The 16,124-nt window shown below is 48.7% G+C and carries 12 protein-coding genes and 2 rRNA genes; 11 read left to right on the forward strand and 3 right to left on the reverse strand.

The genetic code is table 11. The features are described from left to right. The first annotated feature begins 3 nt into the window (after positions 1–3). The 3 genes from AC0VYQ_RS03485 to AC0VYQ_RS03495 are packed head-to-tail and all read left to right on the forward strand — an operon-like array spanning position 4 to position 2,716. Entirely contained in the window at positions 4–2,064 is a 2,061-nt protein-coding gene (locus AC0VYQ_RS03485) for an ABC transporter ATP-binding protein (protein WP_475404266.1), read from the forward strand. Positions 2,065–2,123: 59 nt separating this feature from the next. After that, positions 2,124–2,441 carry a DUF1811 family protein gene (locus tag AC0VYQ_RS03490; protein ID WP_214808550.1) on the forward strand — a complete coding sequence of 106 codons (318 nt, stop codon included), beginning with the start codon at positions 2,124–2,126 and terminating at the stop codon, positions 2,439–2,441. After that, a complete protein-coding gene (locus AC0VYQ_RS03495) occupies positions 2,441–2,716 on the forward strand; it encodes a YfhJ family protein (RefSeq protein ID WP_051667383.1) in 276 nt (91 codons plus the stop codon). Before AC0VYQ_RS03490 ends, AC0VYQ_RS03495 begins: the two co-directional genes overlap by 1 nt. Positions 2,717–2,773: 57 nt before the next feature. On the opposite strand, the gene AC0VYQ_RS03500 is transcribed toward AC0VYQ_RS03495, so the two are convergent. Further along, positions 2,774–3,757, reverse strand: coding sequence for a metal-dependent hydrolase (locus tag AC0VYQ_RS03500; RefSeq protein WP_214766618.1), 984 nt, complete (start codon positions 3,755–3,757; stop codon positions 2,774–2,776). 111 nt (positions 3,758–3,868) lie between these two features. On the opposite strand from AC0VYQ_RS03500, the gene mutY reads away from it, so the two are divergent. The 4 genes from mutY (at position 3,869) to AC0VYQ_RS03520 (ending at position 7,804) form a co-directional block, all read left to right on the forward strand. Continuing rightward, positions 3,869–4,888: an A/G-specific adenine glycosylase gene (gene mutY / locus AC0VYQ_RS03505; RefSeq protein WP_214766616.1), complete on the forward strand. Its 1,020-nt coding sequence runs from the start codon at positions 3,869–3,871 to the stop codon at positions 4,886–4,888. Beyond that, positions 4,885–5,307: a hypothetical protein gene (locus AC0VYQ_RS03510; RefSeq protein ID WP_214802438.1), complete on the forward strand. Its 423-nt coding sequence runs from the start codon at positions 4,885–4,887 to the stop codon at positions 5,305–5,307. Before mutY ends, AC0VYQ_RS03510 begins: the two co-directional genes overlap by 4 nt. Positions 5,308–5,427: 120 nt before the next feature. Next, a complete protein-coding gene (ntdP, locus tag AC0VYQ_RS03515) occupies positions 5,428–5,970 on the forward strand; it encodes a nucleoside tri-diphosphate phosphatase (protein ID WP_029332781.1) in 543 nt (180 codons plus the stop codon). 43 nt (positions 5,971–6,013) lie between these two features. Next, positions 6,014–7,804, forward strand: a complete 1,791-nt coding sequence (locus AC0VYQ_RS03520) for an ABC transporter ATP-binding protein (protein ID WP_159173885.1) — start codon at positions 6,014–6,016, stop codon at positions 7,802–7,804. Between the two features lie 55 nt (positions 7,805–7,859). On the opposite strand, the gene AC0VYQ_RS03525 is transcribed toward AC0VYQ_RS03520, so the two are convergent. Next, complete coding sequence (locus AC0VYQ_RS03525; protein ID WP_475404267.1) at positions 7,860–9,158, reverse strand: glutamate-1-semialdehyde 2,1-aminomutase; 1,299 nt, start codon at positions 9,156–9,158, stop codon at positions 7,860–7,862. A gap of 176 nt (positions 9,159–9,334) precedes the next feature. Between AC0VYQ_RS03525 and perR the strand changes: the two genes are divergently transcribed. Beyond that, positions 9,335–9,757, forward strand: a complete 423-nt coding sequence (gene perR / locus AC0VYQ_RS03530) for a peroxide-responsive transcriptional repressor PerR (RefSeq protein WP_369834779.1) — start codon at positions 9,335–9,337, stop codon at positions 9,755–9,757. Positions 9,758–9,770: 13 nt separating this feature from the next. Here perR and AC0VYQ_RS03535 read toward each other — a convergent pair whose 3' ends face one another. Next, positions 9,771–10,133 carry a DUF2614 family zinc ribbon-containing protein gene (locus tag AC0VYQ_RS03535; RefSeq protein WP_029332785.1) on the reverse strand — a complete coding sequence of 121 codons (363 nt, stop codon included), beginning with the start codon at positions 10,131–10,133 and terminating at the stop codon, positions 9,771–9,773. A 117-nt stretch (positions 10,134–10,250) separates the two neighbouring features. Between AC0VYQ_RS03535 and AC0VYQ_RS03540 the strand changes: the two genes are divergently transcribed. From AC0VYQ_RS03540 to AC0VYQ_RS03550, 3 genes are all read left to right on the forward strand, one after another. Further along, positions 10,251–11,120 carry a nucleotidyltransferase-like protein gene (locus AC0VYQ_RS03540; RefSeq protein WP_029332786.1) on the forward strand — a complete coding sequence of 290 codons (870 nt, stop codon included), beginning with the start codon at positions 10,251–10,253 and terminating at the stop codon, positions 11,118–11,120. Between the two features lie 348 nt (positions 11,121–11,468). Then, positions 11,469–13,030 (forward strand): 16S ribosomal RNA (locus AC0VYQ_RS03545). Between the two features lie 166 nt (positions 13,031–13,196). Further along, positions 13,197–16,111, forward strand: a 23S ribosomal RNA gene (locus tag AC0VYQ_RS03550). The 16S and 23S rRNA genes sit together here, the layout of an rRNA operon. The last annotated feature ends 13 nt before the right edge of the window (positions 16,112–16,124 follow it).

Here is a 16,124-nt window from a genome sequence, read left to right on the forward strand (position 1 = left end):
AAATTGACTGAACAAGAAAATTATTTACTCGATCCCGTCAGACGGAAAACGACGATTCGTTCACTCGTCCGCTATGCGATGCATGAGAAACGCGCGATTTTTCTCGGGCTTTTCCTGCTCGTTTTAGCGGTCGGAGCTGAACTGACAGGACCGTATATCGCAAAAATCATCATCGACGAACACATCGTCGCAATCGAAAAAGATTGGGTGGAAGTCGAATCGGGCGGGACGGTCGGTTATGACGGACGACGTTTTGCGAAGTCGCAAGACGTTCCGAAGTCGGCGGTCATCGGTCCGATCTCGATCGTCCAGTCGAAGGCGGGGTATTATTTCGTTCCGGAACAAGTCGTCAGTGGTGGCGAACGTCAAGTCGCGGGGGACACGTTAACTGTCACGCGAGGAGAGGAAACGTTTCGGTACGCCGGTGTCGAAAAGCTCACGCAAGGACAAGTCTATGATTTTTATGCCTCGGACTTAAAGGCGATTGGTTGGTTATCGCTCTTTTATATCATTTTGCTGTTGATCGCAGCGGGCCTGAACTGGGTCCAACAAATCTTATTGCAACGCTCAGCGCATAAAATCGTTAAACGGATGCGGCTTGATGTCTTTTCACATCTGCAACGCTTGCCGGTCCGTTACTTCGATCAGACACCGATTGGTAAAATCGTCAGTCGTGTCACGAACGATACGGAGACGATCCGGGATCTCTACCTCGGTGTCCTGGCGCGTGTGTTCTCAGGCATCATCACGATGGCAGGGATTCTCGTCGCGATGTTCTTCCTGGATGTCCGGCTGGGTCTCGTTTCCTTAGCCATTATCCCGATCGTCTATTTTTGGATTCAACTGTTCCAAAAGTTTGCGACGGAAAACAACTTTAAAGTCCGGGCACTCGTCGCGGATATGAACGGACAATTGAATGAAAACATCCAGACGATGCCAATCATTCAGTCGTACGCCCGTGAAGCAGAAGTGCTCGCTGAATTCGAACAGAAAAATGAAGAGAACTATCAGACCCGTGCGAAACTGTTACGGCTCGATGCATTGATGTCACACAACTTATCGTATTTCTTAAAAAACTTGACGCTCGCCTTATTGATTTGGGTCGTTGCCGGTCAAAGTTTAACGAACGGGACATTTTTATCACTCGGAATTCTCTATGCCTACATTGATTACGTGTCGCGTCTGTTCGAACCGGTCACACAAATCATGAATCAACTGTCACCGCTCCAACAAGCCCTCGTCTCGGCCGACCGGATGTTCCAGTTGCTCGACGAAAAAGGTGAACCGGTCGAACAAGGTCGGATTCCCCGTTTCGCAGGGCGCGTCGAGTTTAAAGACGTCGGATTCAGCTATGAAGAGGGGTATCCGGTTTTACGTCAAATCGAGATTGAGGCACGTCCTGGTGCGACCATCGCCCTCGTCGGGCATACGGGGAGTGGGAAAAGCTCAATCATGAACCTGTTGATGCGTTTTTATGATCCTTCGTCCGGTCATCTCCTGATTGACGGACAAGATGTTACGACGTTACCGAAACAAGCGGTCCGTGACCACATGGGAATCGTCTTACAAGATCCGTTCTTGTTTACAGGAACGATTCGTTCGAACATTACACTGGATAATCCATCGATTTCGGAAGAACGTGTCCGCCAGGCAATCGTTGCCGTCGGAGCAGACCGCTTCATCGATCGACTTCCGCATGGCTTAGACGAGCCGGTCATCGAAAAAGGTGCGACCTTGTCTGCGGGGGAACGGCAATTAATCAGTTTTGCCCGTGCGCTTGCCTTTGATCCCGCGATTCTCGTTCTTGACGAAGCGACGGCAAGTGTCGATTCCGAGACGGAAGCGATGATTCAAGAAGCCTTGCTGACGTTGACGAAAGGACGGACGACCTTCATCATCGCGCACCGGTTGTCGACGATTAAAGATGCCGATGAAATCATCGTCCTCGATCACGGTCAAATCATGGAGCGTGGTACACATGACGTGCTCTTGTCGGAAAAAGGGATTTACGCGAAGATGTACGCCCTTCAAAGCAAACGGAATCTTGAGCTGAAATCGAGCTAACACCATGATATGACTCCTCCTTTTCGTATATACTAATGACGAAGAGGGGGAGTTTTTTGATGGAAACACGGATGAGTCAATTATCGAAATACGAATTAGAAATGCTCGTCACGAAACTAAACGAACAAAAAAGAAAAGCGGAGCAGCATGGGAACATGAGTGAAGTCGAAGTTGTCATTCGGAAAATCGCGATGGCACAAAGTTATCTCGTCGATGCAAGTCAGTTCGAAACCGGACAACTTTACCAAGTCGAAGGGGAAGAGGCGGCATTCGAATTACATTTCGTCAACGGCGTCATGGGTTGGGGGCATTTTGAAGGAACCGTCAACGAAGTCGCGATTCCGCTTGCGCTGATTCATTCTGAGGAGGGTGTATGATGGAAGAAAACCGCACAGCGGCACTAGAGCAACTAGCAGGAGAATTACAAGCCGTCAATCCGGTATTAACGCCAATCGAGGCATTGACATGGGTCGAAGTCCTTTGGGAAGATTTTGAGGCGACGCTTGCCCGGGCAGGCGAAAAATATCAAGGTGAGGCTGTCGCCGTACGATTCGTCGAGCAACAAATCAAACAACATGGCGCGATGTTGCACCGCTTCAATACATCGAATGAAAAGTTTAAGCACTTGATGCTCGGACGCGACGTCCAGTAAATGAACAGAAAAAGACTCCCTGTCTTGGTCGGTTGACCACGGACACGGAGTCTTTGTTTATAAAGCAGGGATAATCAGTTTCTTTTGCAGTGTCCGTTCACTGAAGACCCAACCCGTATAAGAACTGACGATTTGTTGGGACGCCTCGTCGATTCGGACGACGGCAACGAATGGGTAGACATCTTTTGTGAAGTACCGTAAGTTCGTGAAACGATATTCGACGATGCCATCTTTTCGGGATACCGTATACGTGTGGATTTTTGAGAAGGCGAGGAAAGCTTTCAAGTCCTCATTTTGTTTGACGACTTCATAGAGTGAATCCCCATGCGGTTCCTCTTTGATGCGGAAGTTTCCGCATTCGACGACGACACCAGAGTTGATTTTGACGACGGAATAGTCGTCGCGCAGTCGTGCTGCGACGTGCCACTCGTCCCACTTCATTCCGGGCGAGATGAATAACTTGTGGGCCCCGCCATAGTAACGGGCTGCCGTCGCCAGGGCATCATTTCGGAGTTTAAACTGTACGGCGTAATAAATCGCGACGATGACGATTAAAATCGGGAAAATGACGATGGTCGCGCGTGTCAGGACCCAGATTCCGAAAGCGCCGTAATACATCGTGAATAAATACGGATCGAACGTATTGATGACACCCCAACCAATCCAGGTCTGTTTGAAGGGGTGCAGAGCTTGTGTGCCATAGGCGTTAAACAGATCGACGAAGACATGAAGGGCGACAGCGATCTGCGCCATCAGCCATAATGAAGTAGGTGGTACGCCGAATAAGGTGCCGATGACGATTGATAAGAGTAACGGCCAAGCGAGTAGGGCAATCAATCCATGGGATTTTCCACGGTGTTGCGTCAAGTAAGCACCGTTCCCTTTAAATTTAAAAACCGTGTCAAAGTCGGGGGCGTGCGATCCGACTAAGGCAGTGGTCGTGACGGCAGCAAAGAGTGTTGCGCTTGCTGCGACATCCGGTTCAAGTGTTGCGATGGCGGCGAGACAAAGTCCCATTCCGATATGTGTACCAGTATCCAATGCGAATTCGCTCCTCTAAAAGTAGTAATGGTACGGATAAACAAACAAGTGTAAGCGTTCCGGGTAATTTTCATTCACTATAACGTATTTTTGTAGAAAAGAGGTAGACATTTGATCCCCGTTCAAGAATATTTCATAAACTTTAACAAACGAACGTTCACAACCGAATTGGTCGCATGGTTTTTACGTGAACAACGCCAGTTACCATGGCGAGAAACGAAAAATCCTTACCACATCTGGATTAGTGAAATCATGTTACAACAGACGCGTGTCGATACCGTCATCCCTTATTATAATCGCTTCACGGACCGTTTTCCGACGCCGCACGATTTAGCGGCGGCAGAGCAAAGCGAAGTCTTAAAATACTGGGAAGGCTTAGGATACTATTCCCGTGTTAAGAATCTTCAAATCGCCGTTCAAGAAGTTGTTGAAAAATATGGTGGAATTGTTCCTGACGAAAAAGAAATTTTTGAAAGCTTACGTGGTGTCGGACCGTATACGACGGGAGCAGTCCTGTCAATTGCTTACGGTCAGGCGGAACCGGCAGTCGATGGAAATGTCATGCGCGTCTTATCGCGGGTGCTTGGGATTTATGAAGACATCGCCGCACCGAAAACACGGAAACTGTTCGAGGCAGCGGTCCATGAACTGATTGATCCGCTTGATCCGTCGAGCTTCAACCAAGGATTGATGGAGCTCGGGGCAATCGTCTGTACACCGAAATCTCCGATGTGTGGGTTATGTCCCGTCAATGACGTCTGTTTTGCGTACGAGCGAAATGCCCAAGGTGAGTTACCGGTCAAAACGAAAAAAGGAAAAACGCAGACGATTCAATACGACGCTCTCGTCTACGAAGAAGCAGGGAAAGTTGCAATCGAACAGCGACCGGATACGGGACTGCTCGCGGGTATGTGGCAATATCCGTTAGTCGAATCGACGGAAACCGTACCCGGAACGTATGTCGGGAAGATTAAACATATCTTTTCACACCGGATTTGGGAAGTCAGTATTTACCGTGTCGCGACGCAACCTGAAGGAACGGTACTGATGGATGAAGCAACGTACGTCAAGCAGCCGATATCAGTCGCACAAATGAAAATCGATCGTCTATTAAAGGAGGAGACTACATGAATACATTTCGTACGGAAACGAAAGTAACAGCGACGTTAGAGCAGGCTTGGACGTTTTTAGGCGATGCGAAAGCATTAACGGGAATGACGGTTTTCCCGAAAGTGAAAACGATTGGTGATACGCGGACAATCGCCGGAAACACGATTCAGCTTAAAGTCGGTCTTCCGCCCATTTTCGTCGAGTGGGAGTCACTGATTCCGATTGTCGGTCAACATGCTTTCGTTGATGTAGGGGTCAAGGTCCCGTTCCCGTTCGCTGCTTGGTGTCATCTCCACCGTGTCGAACAGCGTCCGGACGGGGTCTACATGATTGATGAATTACTCTATAAATCTTATTTTCCGAAAATGATTGTCGATCTACTGATTCTCAAACCGATGTTCAATCAACGGAAACGCGCGATTTTAGACTACTTTAGTTAATAAATCACAGTCATTTTTCTGAAAAAGTACCCTTTCGTTTTTCATGTGTTCTGAAAATGGGTATAATAAGCACGAGAGTATAGAAAAATTGAATAAAAAAGCTTCAGAAAGGAGTAGCACATGAGTCGATTCCCAAAAGAAGGTAGCAAGATTGAGATTCAAAGTTTCAAACATAATGGCAGCTTACACAGAGTTTGGGAAGAAACGCTCGTGCTTAAATCGACGGAAGAAGAATTGATTGGATTCAATGATCGAATCATGGTCAGTGAATCGGATGGTCGTCAGTGGCGGACACGCGAACCCGCGATTTGTTATTTTTCGACAGAACTCTGGTTTAACGTAATCTGTATGATTCGAGAGGATGGAATCTACTATTACTGTAACCTAGGGTCACCTTCGACGTTTGATGAAAAGGATCGAGCAGTCAAGTACATTGATTATGATTTAGACATTAAGGTGTATCCGGACATGTCGTATATGATTTTGGATGAGGATGAGTACGAGAAACATCGCCGGGAAATGAATTATCCGAAAGCGATTGATCGTATCCTGAAGGACAACGTCCAGATTTTAATCCAGTGGATTCGAAGTCGGAAAGGTCCGTTCAATCCGGCATTCGTTGAAACGTGGTATCGTGAATATGAAACAAGATATCGGAGATGATGGTTCGCCATCGTCTTTTTTTAATTGAAGGAAGTGAATCATCATGGGTAAGGAAACTCAACAACAGAAAAATAAGGCGCCAGGTTCGATTCGTCGCTACATGCAGTTCGTCAAGCCGTACAAAAAACAAATCCTCTTGACGGTGTTCGTCGGGATCATCAAGTTTTCGATTCCGTTAGGATTACCGTTACTGTATAAGTACATCATCGATAACCTCCTGACCGATAATACGGTACCGCTTGCAGAGCGGAGTAAGGAACTGGCGTATTTGATTGGAGCGGGCTTCTTCGTCTTCCTCGTCGTCAAACCACCACTTGAATTCGTCCGTCAATATTTAGCACAGTGGTCGGCGTCGAAAATTTTGTTCGACGTACGGAATAATTTGTTTGATCATGTTCAGAAATTATCACTTCGGTTTTATTCAAATACGAAAACCGGGGAAGTCATCTCCCGAATCATCAACGATGTCGAACAAACAAAAGATTTTGTTGTAACGGGTTTGATGAACTTATGGCTCGATATGATTACGATCTTTATTGCGATTGCCATCATGTGGACGATCAATCCGAAGCTGACGCTCGTCGCAATCATTCCACTGCCGTTTTATGCCTTTGCCGTGAAGTTCTTTTATGGACGGCTCCGCAGTTTGACGCGCGACCGCTCAGCAGCACTTGCGGAACTCCAAGGACATTTGACGGAGCGGGTCAACGGAATGGCAGTTATCCGCAGTTTCGCCCTTGAACCACATGAAAACAAAGCGTTCAAAGGTCAAAATGATGGTTTCTTAAAAGCGGCACTTCGTCAGACGAACTGGAATGCAAGGACCTACGTCGTCGTTTCGACGATTACCGACTTTGCACCGATTTTGATTTTTGGTACGGCTGCCTTTTTTGTCTTGAACGGACAAGTGACAATCGGGACGATGGTTGCTTTCATCGGCTACATCGACCGTCTCTATGCACCACTCGGTCGACTCGTCAACTCGTCAACGACGTTGACACAATCGATCGCTTCAATGGACCGGATGTTTGAATTTTTAGACGAACCGTATGATATTACGGAAAAAGCACATGCGAAAGATCCGGTCGCTGTTAAAGGAAACGTCCAGTTCGAAGACATCAGCTTCTCTTATGAAGAAGATGGCGAACTGGCGATCAACCGGTTGACGCTCGACGTCCAGGCCGGGGAACGAATCGCCTTCGTCGGGATGTCAGGTGGAGGGAAATCGACACTCGTCAGTCTGATTCCTCGTTTTTACGATGTCTCATCCGGACGGATTACGCTTGACGGCGTTGACATTCGTGATTTGAAGTTACGCGGTCTACGTGACCAAATCGGGATGGTCATGCAAGAATCGATTCTCTTTAGCGAATCGGTCGAAATGAACATCAAGATGGGAAATCCGGAAGCAACGGAAGAGGAAGTGATTGCTGCTGCGAAGGCGGCGAATGCACACGAGTTCATTGAACGGCTGCCGCAAGGGTACAAGACGGCGGTCGGAGAACGAGGCGTTAAGTTATCAGGAGGACAGAAGCAACGCTTGGCGATTGCCCGTGTCTTCTTGAAGAACCCACCGATTCTCATTCTGGATGAAGCAACGAGTGCACTAGATTTAGAAAGTGAATCGATGATTCAAGATTCGCTTGCCCGTCTCGCGAAAGGACGGACGACGTTCACTGTCGCCCACCGTCTGTCGACGATTACGGATGCTGATAAGATTGTCGTGATTGAAAATGGTCAAATCACGGAACTCGGTCGTCATGAAGAGTTGATGCGTAAACGTGGCGCATATTTCGAACTGTACGCGATTCAGAACCTTGAACTCGTCGAATGAAAAAAGGCTATTCCGTTTTTTTCGGAATAGCCTTTTTGTATAAAGAATGAACAGCTTACAATTGTGCGAACGCACGATTGACGGCAGCGATCGTCTCATCGATGTCTGCATCCGTGTGAGCTGTCGTCAAGAACCACGCTTCATATTTTGAAGGGGCAAGATTGATACCTTGCTCGAGCATCAATTTGAAGAAACGACCAAACATCTCGCTATTTGCGCGCTCCGCACCGAGGTAGTCAGTGACCGTTTCATCCGTGAAGTAGACCGTCAAAGCTCCTTTTAGACGATTGATTGTAATCGTGACGTCATGAGTAGCGGCGGCCGCGAGAATCCCTTGTTCGAGCTTCGCGCCGAGACGTTCGAATTCTTCGTAGACACCAGGCTGTTCAAGTAACTCTAGGCAAGCGATACCTGCTGCCATCGATGCCGGATTTCCAGCCATCGTTCCAGCTTGATAAGCAGGACCGAGCGGAGCGACGTGTTCCATGATGTCTTTACGACCGCCGTATGCACCGATCGGAAGACCACCACCGATGATCTTGCCGAGTGCCGTCATATCAGGACGGATATTCAATAGTTCTTGAGCACTGCCGTATGTGAAGCGGAACGCCGTGATGACTTCATCGTAGATGACGAGTGCGCCGTGCTCATGAGTAATCTCATTGATGGCTTCGAGGAATCCAGGATGCGGTTCGACAATCCCGAAGTTCCCAACGATCGGTTCGACGAGGACACAGGCAACTTGATCGCCCCATTCAGCCATGATTTGACGATAAGCTTCGACATCGTTGAACGGTGTCGTCAAGACTTCTTTCGCTGTTGCTTTCGTTACACCGGCAGAGTCCGGTGAACCGAGTGTTGCTGGACCACTTCCTGCTGCAATCAACATTAAATCAGAATGTCCGTGGTAACAGCCGCTGAATTTCACGACGAGTTCACGACCCGTGTAGGCACGCGCGACGCGTATCGTCGTCATGACCGCCTCGGTTCCTGAATTCGTAAAGCGAACTTTTTCTAAAGACGGAATCGCTTGTTGAAGCTTATGTGCGAAGTCGATTTCTAGGCGGTGAGGCGTACCATATAGGAGACCATTTTGCGCCGCATGCGTAATCGCTTCCGTAATATGTGAGTGCCCGTGCCCGGTGATGATTGGACCGTAAGCGGCTAAGTAATCGATATAACGATTGCCATCGACATCGTAAAAGTAAGCACCTTCTCCACGTTCCATATAAACGGGGGCGCCTCCTCCGACGGCCTTAAAAGAGCGGGATGGACTGTTGACACCTCCGACGATACATTTTTGTGCGACGTCGTATAACGCCTCAGAAGTCGGGCGTGTAGAATGGGTTGACATGGATGATTCCTCCAATCGTTGATTCGTGAAAAATATCACGATATGATTGTATCACGGACGTCAAATCAGAAGCAGAGCCGTTGACGGACGGGAATAATGTAGGTAGACTAATTATAAAGATTACAATCTAATAATCAATGAAAGATAGAAATGAGGGGATGGACGTGGCTAACGAAATGCTAGATGACGCAGTACGATCTTTACGGGACTCGGGCGTTCGCATGACACCACAACGTCACGCAATCTTGGAATACTTGACGACAGGACATACGCATCCGACGGCAGATGATATCTATCGTGCGCTCGAACATCGTTTTCCAAATATGAGTGTGGCGACAGTTTATAATAATTTACGTGTTTTCCGTGAAAAAGGAATCGTTGAAGAGATGAACTATGGAGACGCTTCGAGCCGATTCGATTTCGTTACGACACGTCATTATCATATGATATGTGAAGGGTGCGGTAAAATCGTCGACTTCAATTATCCGGTTCTCGATGATGTCGAGACGGTCGCTGCACATTTGACTGGATTTAAAGTAGATCGTCATCGTCTCGAAGTATACGGGACGTGTCCTGAATGCCAATCAAACGTACAATAAAAACGAGCTTCCTTTAACGGGGAGCTCGTTTATTATGTTTATTGTATTTTTCATCGAATTCTTTTCCTTCAAGTTCTTGGTCCATCGTGAGTGGCTCATCGCAATGCATACATAAATCGACGCGACCGAGGACTTTTGTTTCTTTTCCACAGTTCGGACAAGTGACAACGGCTGCTTTCGTTGAAGTTAAACCAATCAAGAAATATAAGGCAGTACTCGCTAAGACCATGACAAAACCGAGTAGCATTAAAATAACCATGATGATTTCAAATTGTTTTAATAGAAGACCACCATACATAACGAGCATTCCACCAAAAACGAGGAACATCGCCAAGTTACGGGCGCGGTTTATTTTATTCTTGCGTTGTTTTTTCAATTGAATTCCCCCTAACGACAGTCTAGCATATTGTAGCTTATGTCCTGAAGAAGGAAACAATGAATTTTTGTCGAAAATGGTAACGGATGAGTATGAGTGAAGAAGGGTGAGAATTGAATGGAACAAGTCACAAGAACAATTTATTCCGAATATGCTGCCTATCAAGAAACGCAAGGGATCATCGCTGTTGAAAAACAGCAACCGAAGGATTCATTGACGGACCAATTTGATATACTGTTACTAGTTGTTACGCGGGACTCCTCTATTGAATGGACAATCAAACACTACCGCCTAGATACACTCAAGGTGTCACTTCATGTCGTCCATGAAGATGTACTGTCACGATGGATTGTACTGAACGCGAATCGGCGAGCTGTCCATTGGATATCCGAAGGAACAATTATTTTTGAACGCAATGATTATTTAACTGATATGAAAAAAAGGCTGTTGAACTTCCCGGAAGCAGAACGTTGCCTGCAAATGTCACTGTCTTTTGCGAAACTACTACGTCGTTTTCAAGACGGGCGTAATCTCTTTAGTCGCGGTAACTACTATGATGCTTACACGCACGTGCATCATGCTTTACATCATTTAGCACGGCTTTCTGTTCTTGAAAAAGGAGCACATCCTGAAATTGTCGTCTGGGAACAAGCTCGCATGGATGATCCGGAAGTGTACAAGTTATACCAGCAATTACTATTAAGTGAAGAAACACTTGAATTGCGAATCCATTTAGCTTTGATTGGTCTGGAACATCTACTTCAATCGAAAGTATTATCCGGTGGAAAGTATTTGTTTGAAGTGATGCGTGAAAGAACAATCCCGTGGACGATGTATGAACTCATGGAAAATGAACGATTGCAGGAACTGAAGGTTGATTTAGGTAGTTTAGTCGATTTCTTTATGCGTAAAGGGTTAATTCGCATCTCTTATCGTCAAACAAAAGGTACGGGCGTGGAACTCGTAACATATGAACCAGTCGTTTAAACGATTGGTTCATATGTTTTTTATCGCGAATCGAAAATACTATATATAGAAGAAAAAAATAATTAAAAGTTTTTTATTAAAATCTGTTGACGTTACTATTTTGAGATAGTATATTAATACATGTCGACAGGGCGACACGCTCTGAACGACGAAAACAAATTAAAAAAATAAGAAAAAGGATTGACGGTTAAGTTATTCCATGATATCTTATTAAAGTCGCTAACACGACACGACGAACTTTGAAAACTGAACGATGAGGCAAAAAACGTATCTTCGGATACAAACAATGAATGAAGCGCAAGCTTCGTCAACGTGACTTTTAGTCACAAAAACGAGCAAGTCAAACACTTTATGGAGAGTTTGATCCTGGCTCAGGACGAACGCTGGCGGCGTGCCTAATACATGCAAGTCGAGCGCAGGAAGCTCGTGGAACTCTTCGGAGGGAAGCGAGTGGAATGAGCGGCGGACGGGTGAGTAACACGTAAGGAACCTGCCTCAAGGATTGGGATAACTCCGAGAAATCGGAGCTAATACCGGATAGTTCTTCGGACCGCATGGTCCGATGATGAAAGGCGCTCCGGCGTCACCTTGAGATGGCCTTGCGGTGCATTAGCTAGTTGGTGGGGTAATGGCCTACCAAGGCGACGATGCATAGCCGACCTGAGAGGGTGATCGGCCACACTGGGACTGAGACACGGCCCAGACTCCTACGGGAGGCAGCAGTAGGGAATCTTCCACAATGGACGAAAGTCTGATGGAGCAACGCCGCGTGAGTGATGAAGGTTTTCGGATCGTAAAACTCTGTTGTAAGGGAAGAACAGATACGAGAGGTAATGCTCGTATCCTGACGGTACCTTGCGAGAAAGCCACGGCTAACTACGTGCCAGCAGCCGCGGTAATACGTAGGTGGCAAGCGTTGTCCGGAATTATTGGGCGTAAAGCGCGCGCAGGCGGCCTTTTAAGTCTGATGTGAAAGCCCCCGGCTCAACCGGGGAGGGTCATTGGAAACTGGAAGGCTTGAGTACAGAAGAGAAGAGTGGAATTCCATGTGTAGCGGTGAAATGCGTAGAGATGTGGAGGAACACCAGTGGCGAAGGCGACTCTTTGGTCTGTAACTGACGCTGAGGCGCGAAAGCGTGGGGAGCAAACAGGATTAGATACCCTGGTAGTCCACGCCGTAAACGATGAGTGCTAGGTGTTGGGGGGTTTCCGCCCCTCAGTGCTGAAGCTAACGCATTAAGCACTCCGCCTGGGGAGTACGGCCGCAAGGCTGAAACTCAAAGGAATTGACGGGGACCCGCACAAGCGGTGGAGCATGTGGTTTAATTCGAAGCAACGCGAAGAACCTTACCAACTCTTGACATCCCCTTGACCGCTTGAGAGATCAAGTTTTCCCTTCGGGGACAAGGGTGACAGGTGGTGCATGGTTGTCGTCAGCTCGTGTCGTGAGATGTTGGGTTAAGTCCCGCAACGAGCGCAACCCCTATCCTTAGTTGCCAGCATTTAGTTGGGCACTCTAGGGAGACTGCCGGTGACAAACCGGAGGAAGGTGGGGATGACGTCAAATCATCATGCCCCTTATGAGTTGGGCTACACACGTGCTACAATGGACGGTACAAAGGGCAGCGAGACCGCGAGGTGGAGCCAATCCCAGAAAGCCGTTCCCAGTTCGGATTGCAGGCTGCAACTCGCCTGCATGAAGTCGGAATCGCTAGTAATCGCAGGTCAGCATACTGCGGTGAATACGTTCCCGGGTCTTGTACACACCGCCCGTCACACCACGAGAGTTTGCAACACCCGAAGCCGGTGAGGTAACCGCAAGGAGCCAGCCGTCGAAGGTGGGGTAGATGATTGGGGTGAAGTCGTAACAAGGTAGCCGTATCGGAAGGTGCGGCTGGATCACCTCCTTTCTAAGGAAAACGTCCCGTAAGGGACATGCCCATCGTTCAGTTTTGAGAGCTCGTCTCTCTAGTCTCGATAGAGACACTCGCACCTTGAAAACTGAAGACATCAACAAGACATCAAATTTTTATAACCATGTCATTAGACGTGTGTTCTTAGAATACCAAAATGCTAGATCAAGGTATGAAGGGCGTACGGTGGATGCCTTGGCACTAGGAGCCGATGAAGGACGCGACGAACAGCGATATGCTTCGGGGAGCAGTAAGTATGCTTTGATCCGAGGATTTCCGAATGGGGGAACCCACCATCCGTAATGGGATGGGACATGTTACATGAATACATAGTGTAGCGTGAGGCAGACCCGGGGAACTGAAACATCTAAGTACCCGGAGGAAGAGAAAGCAAATGCGATTCCCTGAGTAGCGGCGAGCGAAACGGGAACAGCCCAAACCGGAGAGCATGCTCTCCGGGGTTGTAGGACACTCTATACGGAGTCAAAAAGGAAGACAGTAGGTGAATGACCTGGAAAGGTCGGCCGAAGAAGGTGACAGCCCTGTAGCTGAAACTGTTTTCCCTCCAGAGTGGATCCTGAGTACGGCGGGACACGTGAAACCCCGTCGGAATCCGGGAGGACCATCTCCCAAGGCTAAATACTCCCTAGTGACCGATAGTGAACCAGTACCGTGAGGGAAAGGTGAAAAGCACCCCGGAAGGGGAGTGAAATAGATCCTGAAACCGTATGCCTACAAGTAGTCAGAGCCCGTTAATGGGTGATGGCGTGCCTTTTGTAGAATGAACCGGCGAGTTACGATAGCGCGCGAGGTTAAGCTGATGAGGCGGAGCCGTAGCGAAAGCGAGTCTGAATAGGGCGCCATAGTGCGTTGTCGTAGACCCGAAACCAGGTGATCTACCCATGTCCAGGATGAAGGTCAGGTAACACTGACTGGAGGTCCGAACCCACGCACGTTGAAAAGTGCGGGGATGAGGTGTGGGTAGCGGTGAAATGCCAATCGAACCTGGAGATAGCTGGTTCTCCCCGAAATAGCTTTAGGGCTAGCCTCGAGGTTGAGAGTTCCGGAGGTAGAGCACTGATTGGACTAGGGGCCCCCACAGGGTTACCGAATTCAGTTAAACTCCGAATGCCGGCAACTTATACTCGGGAGTCAGACTGCGAGTGATAAGATCCGTAGTCAAGAGGGAAACAGCCCAGACCGCCAGCTAAGGTCCCAAAGTGTATGTTAAGTGGAAAAGGATGTGGCGCTGCCTAGACAGCTAGGATGTTGGCTTAGAAGCAGCCACCATTCAAAGAGTGCGTAATAGCTCACTAGTCGAGTGGCGCCGCGCCGAAAATGTAACGGGGCTAAACATACCACCGAAGCTGCGGATTCCGTAAGGAATGGTAGGGGAGCGTTCCAAACCGCTGTGAAGCTGTACCGGAAGGAGCAGTGGAGCGTTTGGAAGTGAGAATGCCGGTGTGAGTAGCGAAAAGAGGGGTGAGAATCCCCTCCGTCGAAAGCCCAAGGTTTCCTGAGGAAGGCTCGTCCGCTCAGGGTTAGTCTGGACCTAAGCCGAGGCCGAAAGGCGTAGGCGATGGATAACAGGTTGATATTCCTGTACCACCGATCCACCGTTTGAACAATGGGGGGACGCAGGAGGATAGTGACGCATGCGGATGGAAGTGCATGTGTAAGTTTCGAGATTGTCTGATTGGCAAATCCGTCAGGCACCAAGATCGAGGAACGACGCGGAGTCCCCTAGGGACGAAGGTCACGATTTCACACTGCCAAGAAAAGCCTCTAGTGAGGTGGAAGGTGCCAGTACCGTAAACCGACACAGGTAGGCGGGATGAGAATTCTAAGACGCGCGGGATAACTCTCGTTAAGGAACTCGGCAAAATGGTCCCGTAACTTCGGGAGAAGGGACGCTCTACATGAGTAGAGCCGCAGTGAATAGGCCCAAACGACTGTTTAGCAAAAACACAGGTCTCTGCTAAATCGCAAGATGACGTATAGGGGCTGACGCCTGCCCGGTGCTGGAAGGTTAAGGGGATGGGTTAGCGCAAGCGAAGCTTTGAACCGAAGCCCCAGTAAACGGCGGCCGTAACTATAACGGTCCTAAGGTAGCGAAATTCCTTGTCGGGTAAGTTCCGACCCGCACGAAAGGCGTAACGATTTGGGCACTGTCTCAACGAGAGACCCGGTGAAATCATAGTACCTGTGAAGATGCAGGTTACCCGCGACAGGACGGAAAGACCCCATGGAGCTTTACTACAGCCTGATATTGAGGCTTTGTGCATGATGTACAGGATAGGCGGGAGACGTCGAGACCGGAGCGCCAGCTTCGGAGGAGTCACCCTTGGGATACCGCCCTTCATGCATAGAGTCTCTAACTCGCAGCCGTAATCCGGCTGGAGGACCGTGTCAGGCGGGTAGTTTGACTGGGGCGGTCGCCTCCTAAACAGTAACGGAGGCGCCCAAAGGTTCCCTCAGAATGGTTGGAAATCATTCGTAGAGCGCAAAGGCAGAAGGGAGCTTGACTGCGAGACCTACAAGTCGAGCAGGGACGAAAGTCGGGCTTAGTGATCCGGTGGTTCCGCATGGAAGGGCCATCGCTCAACGGATAAAAGCTACCCTGGGGATAACAGGCTGATCTCCCCCAAGAGTCCACATCGACGGGGAGGTTTGGCACCTCGATGTCGGCTCATCGCATCCTGGGGCTGGAGTAGGTCCCAAGGGTTGGGCTGTTCGCCCATTAAAGCGGTACGCGAGCTGGGTTCAGAACGTCGTGAGACAGTTCGGTCCCTATCCGTCGTGGGCGCAGGAAATTTGAGGAGAGCTGTCCTTAGTACGAGAGGACCGGGATGGACGCACCGCTGGTGTACCAGTTGTTCCGCCAGGAGCATCGCTGGGTAGCTACGTGCGGACGGGATAAATGCTGAAAGCATCTAAGCATGAAGCCCCCTCCAAGATGAGATTTCCCTTTGAGTAATCAAGAAAGACCCCTCAGAGACGATGAGGTAGATAGGTCACGGGTGGAAGCATGGTGACATGCGGAGCTGAGTGATACTAATCGGTCGAGGCCTTGTTCTAGCAGATGATTTTG

It is taken from the genome of Exiguobacterium sp. QJM3NY_9, assembly GCF_056173545.1.

Excerpts from the sequence above, each read along its gene's own strand:
- AC0VYQ_RS03490 (WP_214808550.1), top strand. The coding sequence starts at position 2,124 with ATGGAAACACGGATGAGTCAATTATCGAAATACGAATTAGAAATGCTC.
- AC0VYQ_RS03495 (WP_051667383.1), top strand. The coding sequence starts at position 2,441 with ATGGAAGAAAACCGCACAGCGGCACTAGAGCAACTAGCAGGAGAATTA.
- AC0VYQ_RS03510 (WP_214802438.1), top strand. The coding sequence starts at position 4,885 with ATGAATACATTTCGTACGGAAACGAAAGTAACAGCGACGTTAGAGCAG.
- ntdP (WP_029332781.1), top strand. The coding sequence starts at position 5,428 with ATGAGTCGATTCCCAAAAGAAGGTAGCAAGATTGAGATTCAAAGTTTC.
- AC0VYQ_RS03520 (WP_159173885.1), top strand. The coding sequence starts at position 6,014 with ATGGGTAAGGAAACTCAACAACAGAAAAATAAGGCGCCAGGTTCGATT.
- AC0VYQ_RS03525 (WP_475404267.1), bottom strand. The coding sequence starts at position 9,158 with ATGTCAACCCATTCTACACGCCCGACTTCTGAGGCGTTATACGACGTC.
- perR (WP_369834779.1), top strand. The coding sequence starts at position 9,335 with ATGCTAGATGACGCAGTACGATCTTTACGGGACTCGGGCGTTCGCATG.
- AC0VYQ_RS03540 (WP_029332786.1), top strand. The coding sequence starts at position 10,251 with ATGGAACAAGTCACAAGAACAATTTATTCCGAATATGCTGCCTATCAA.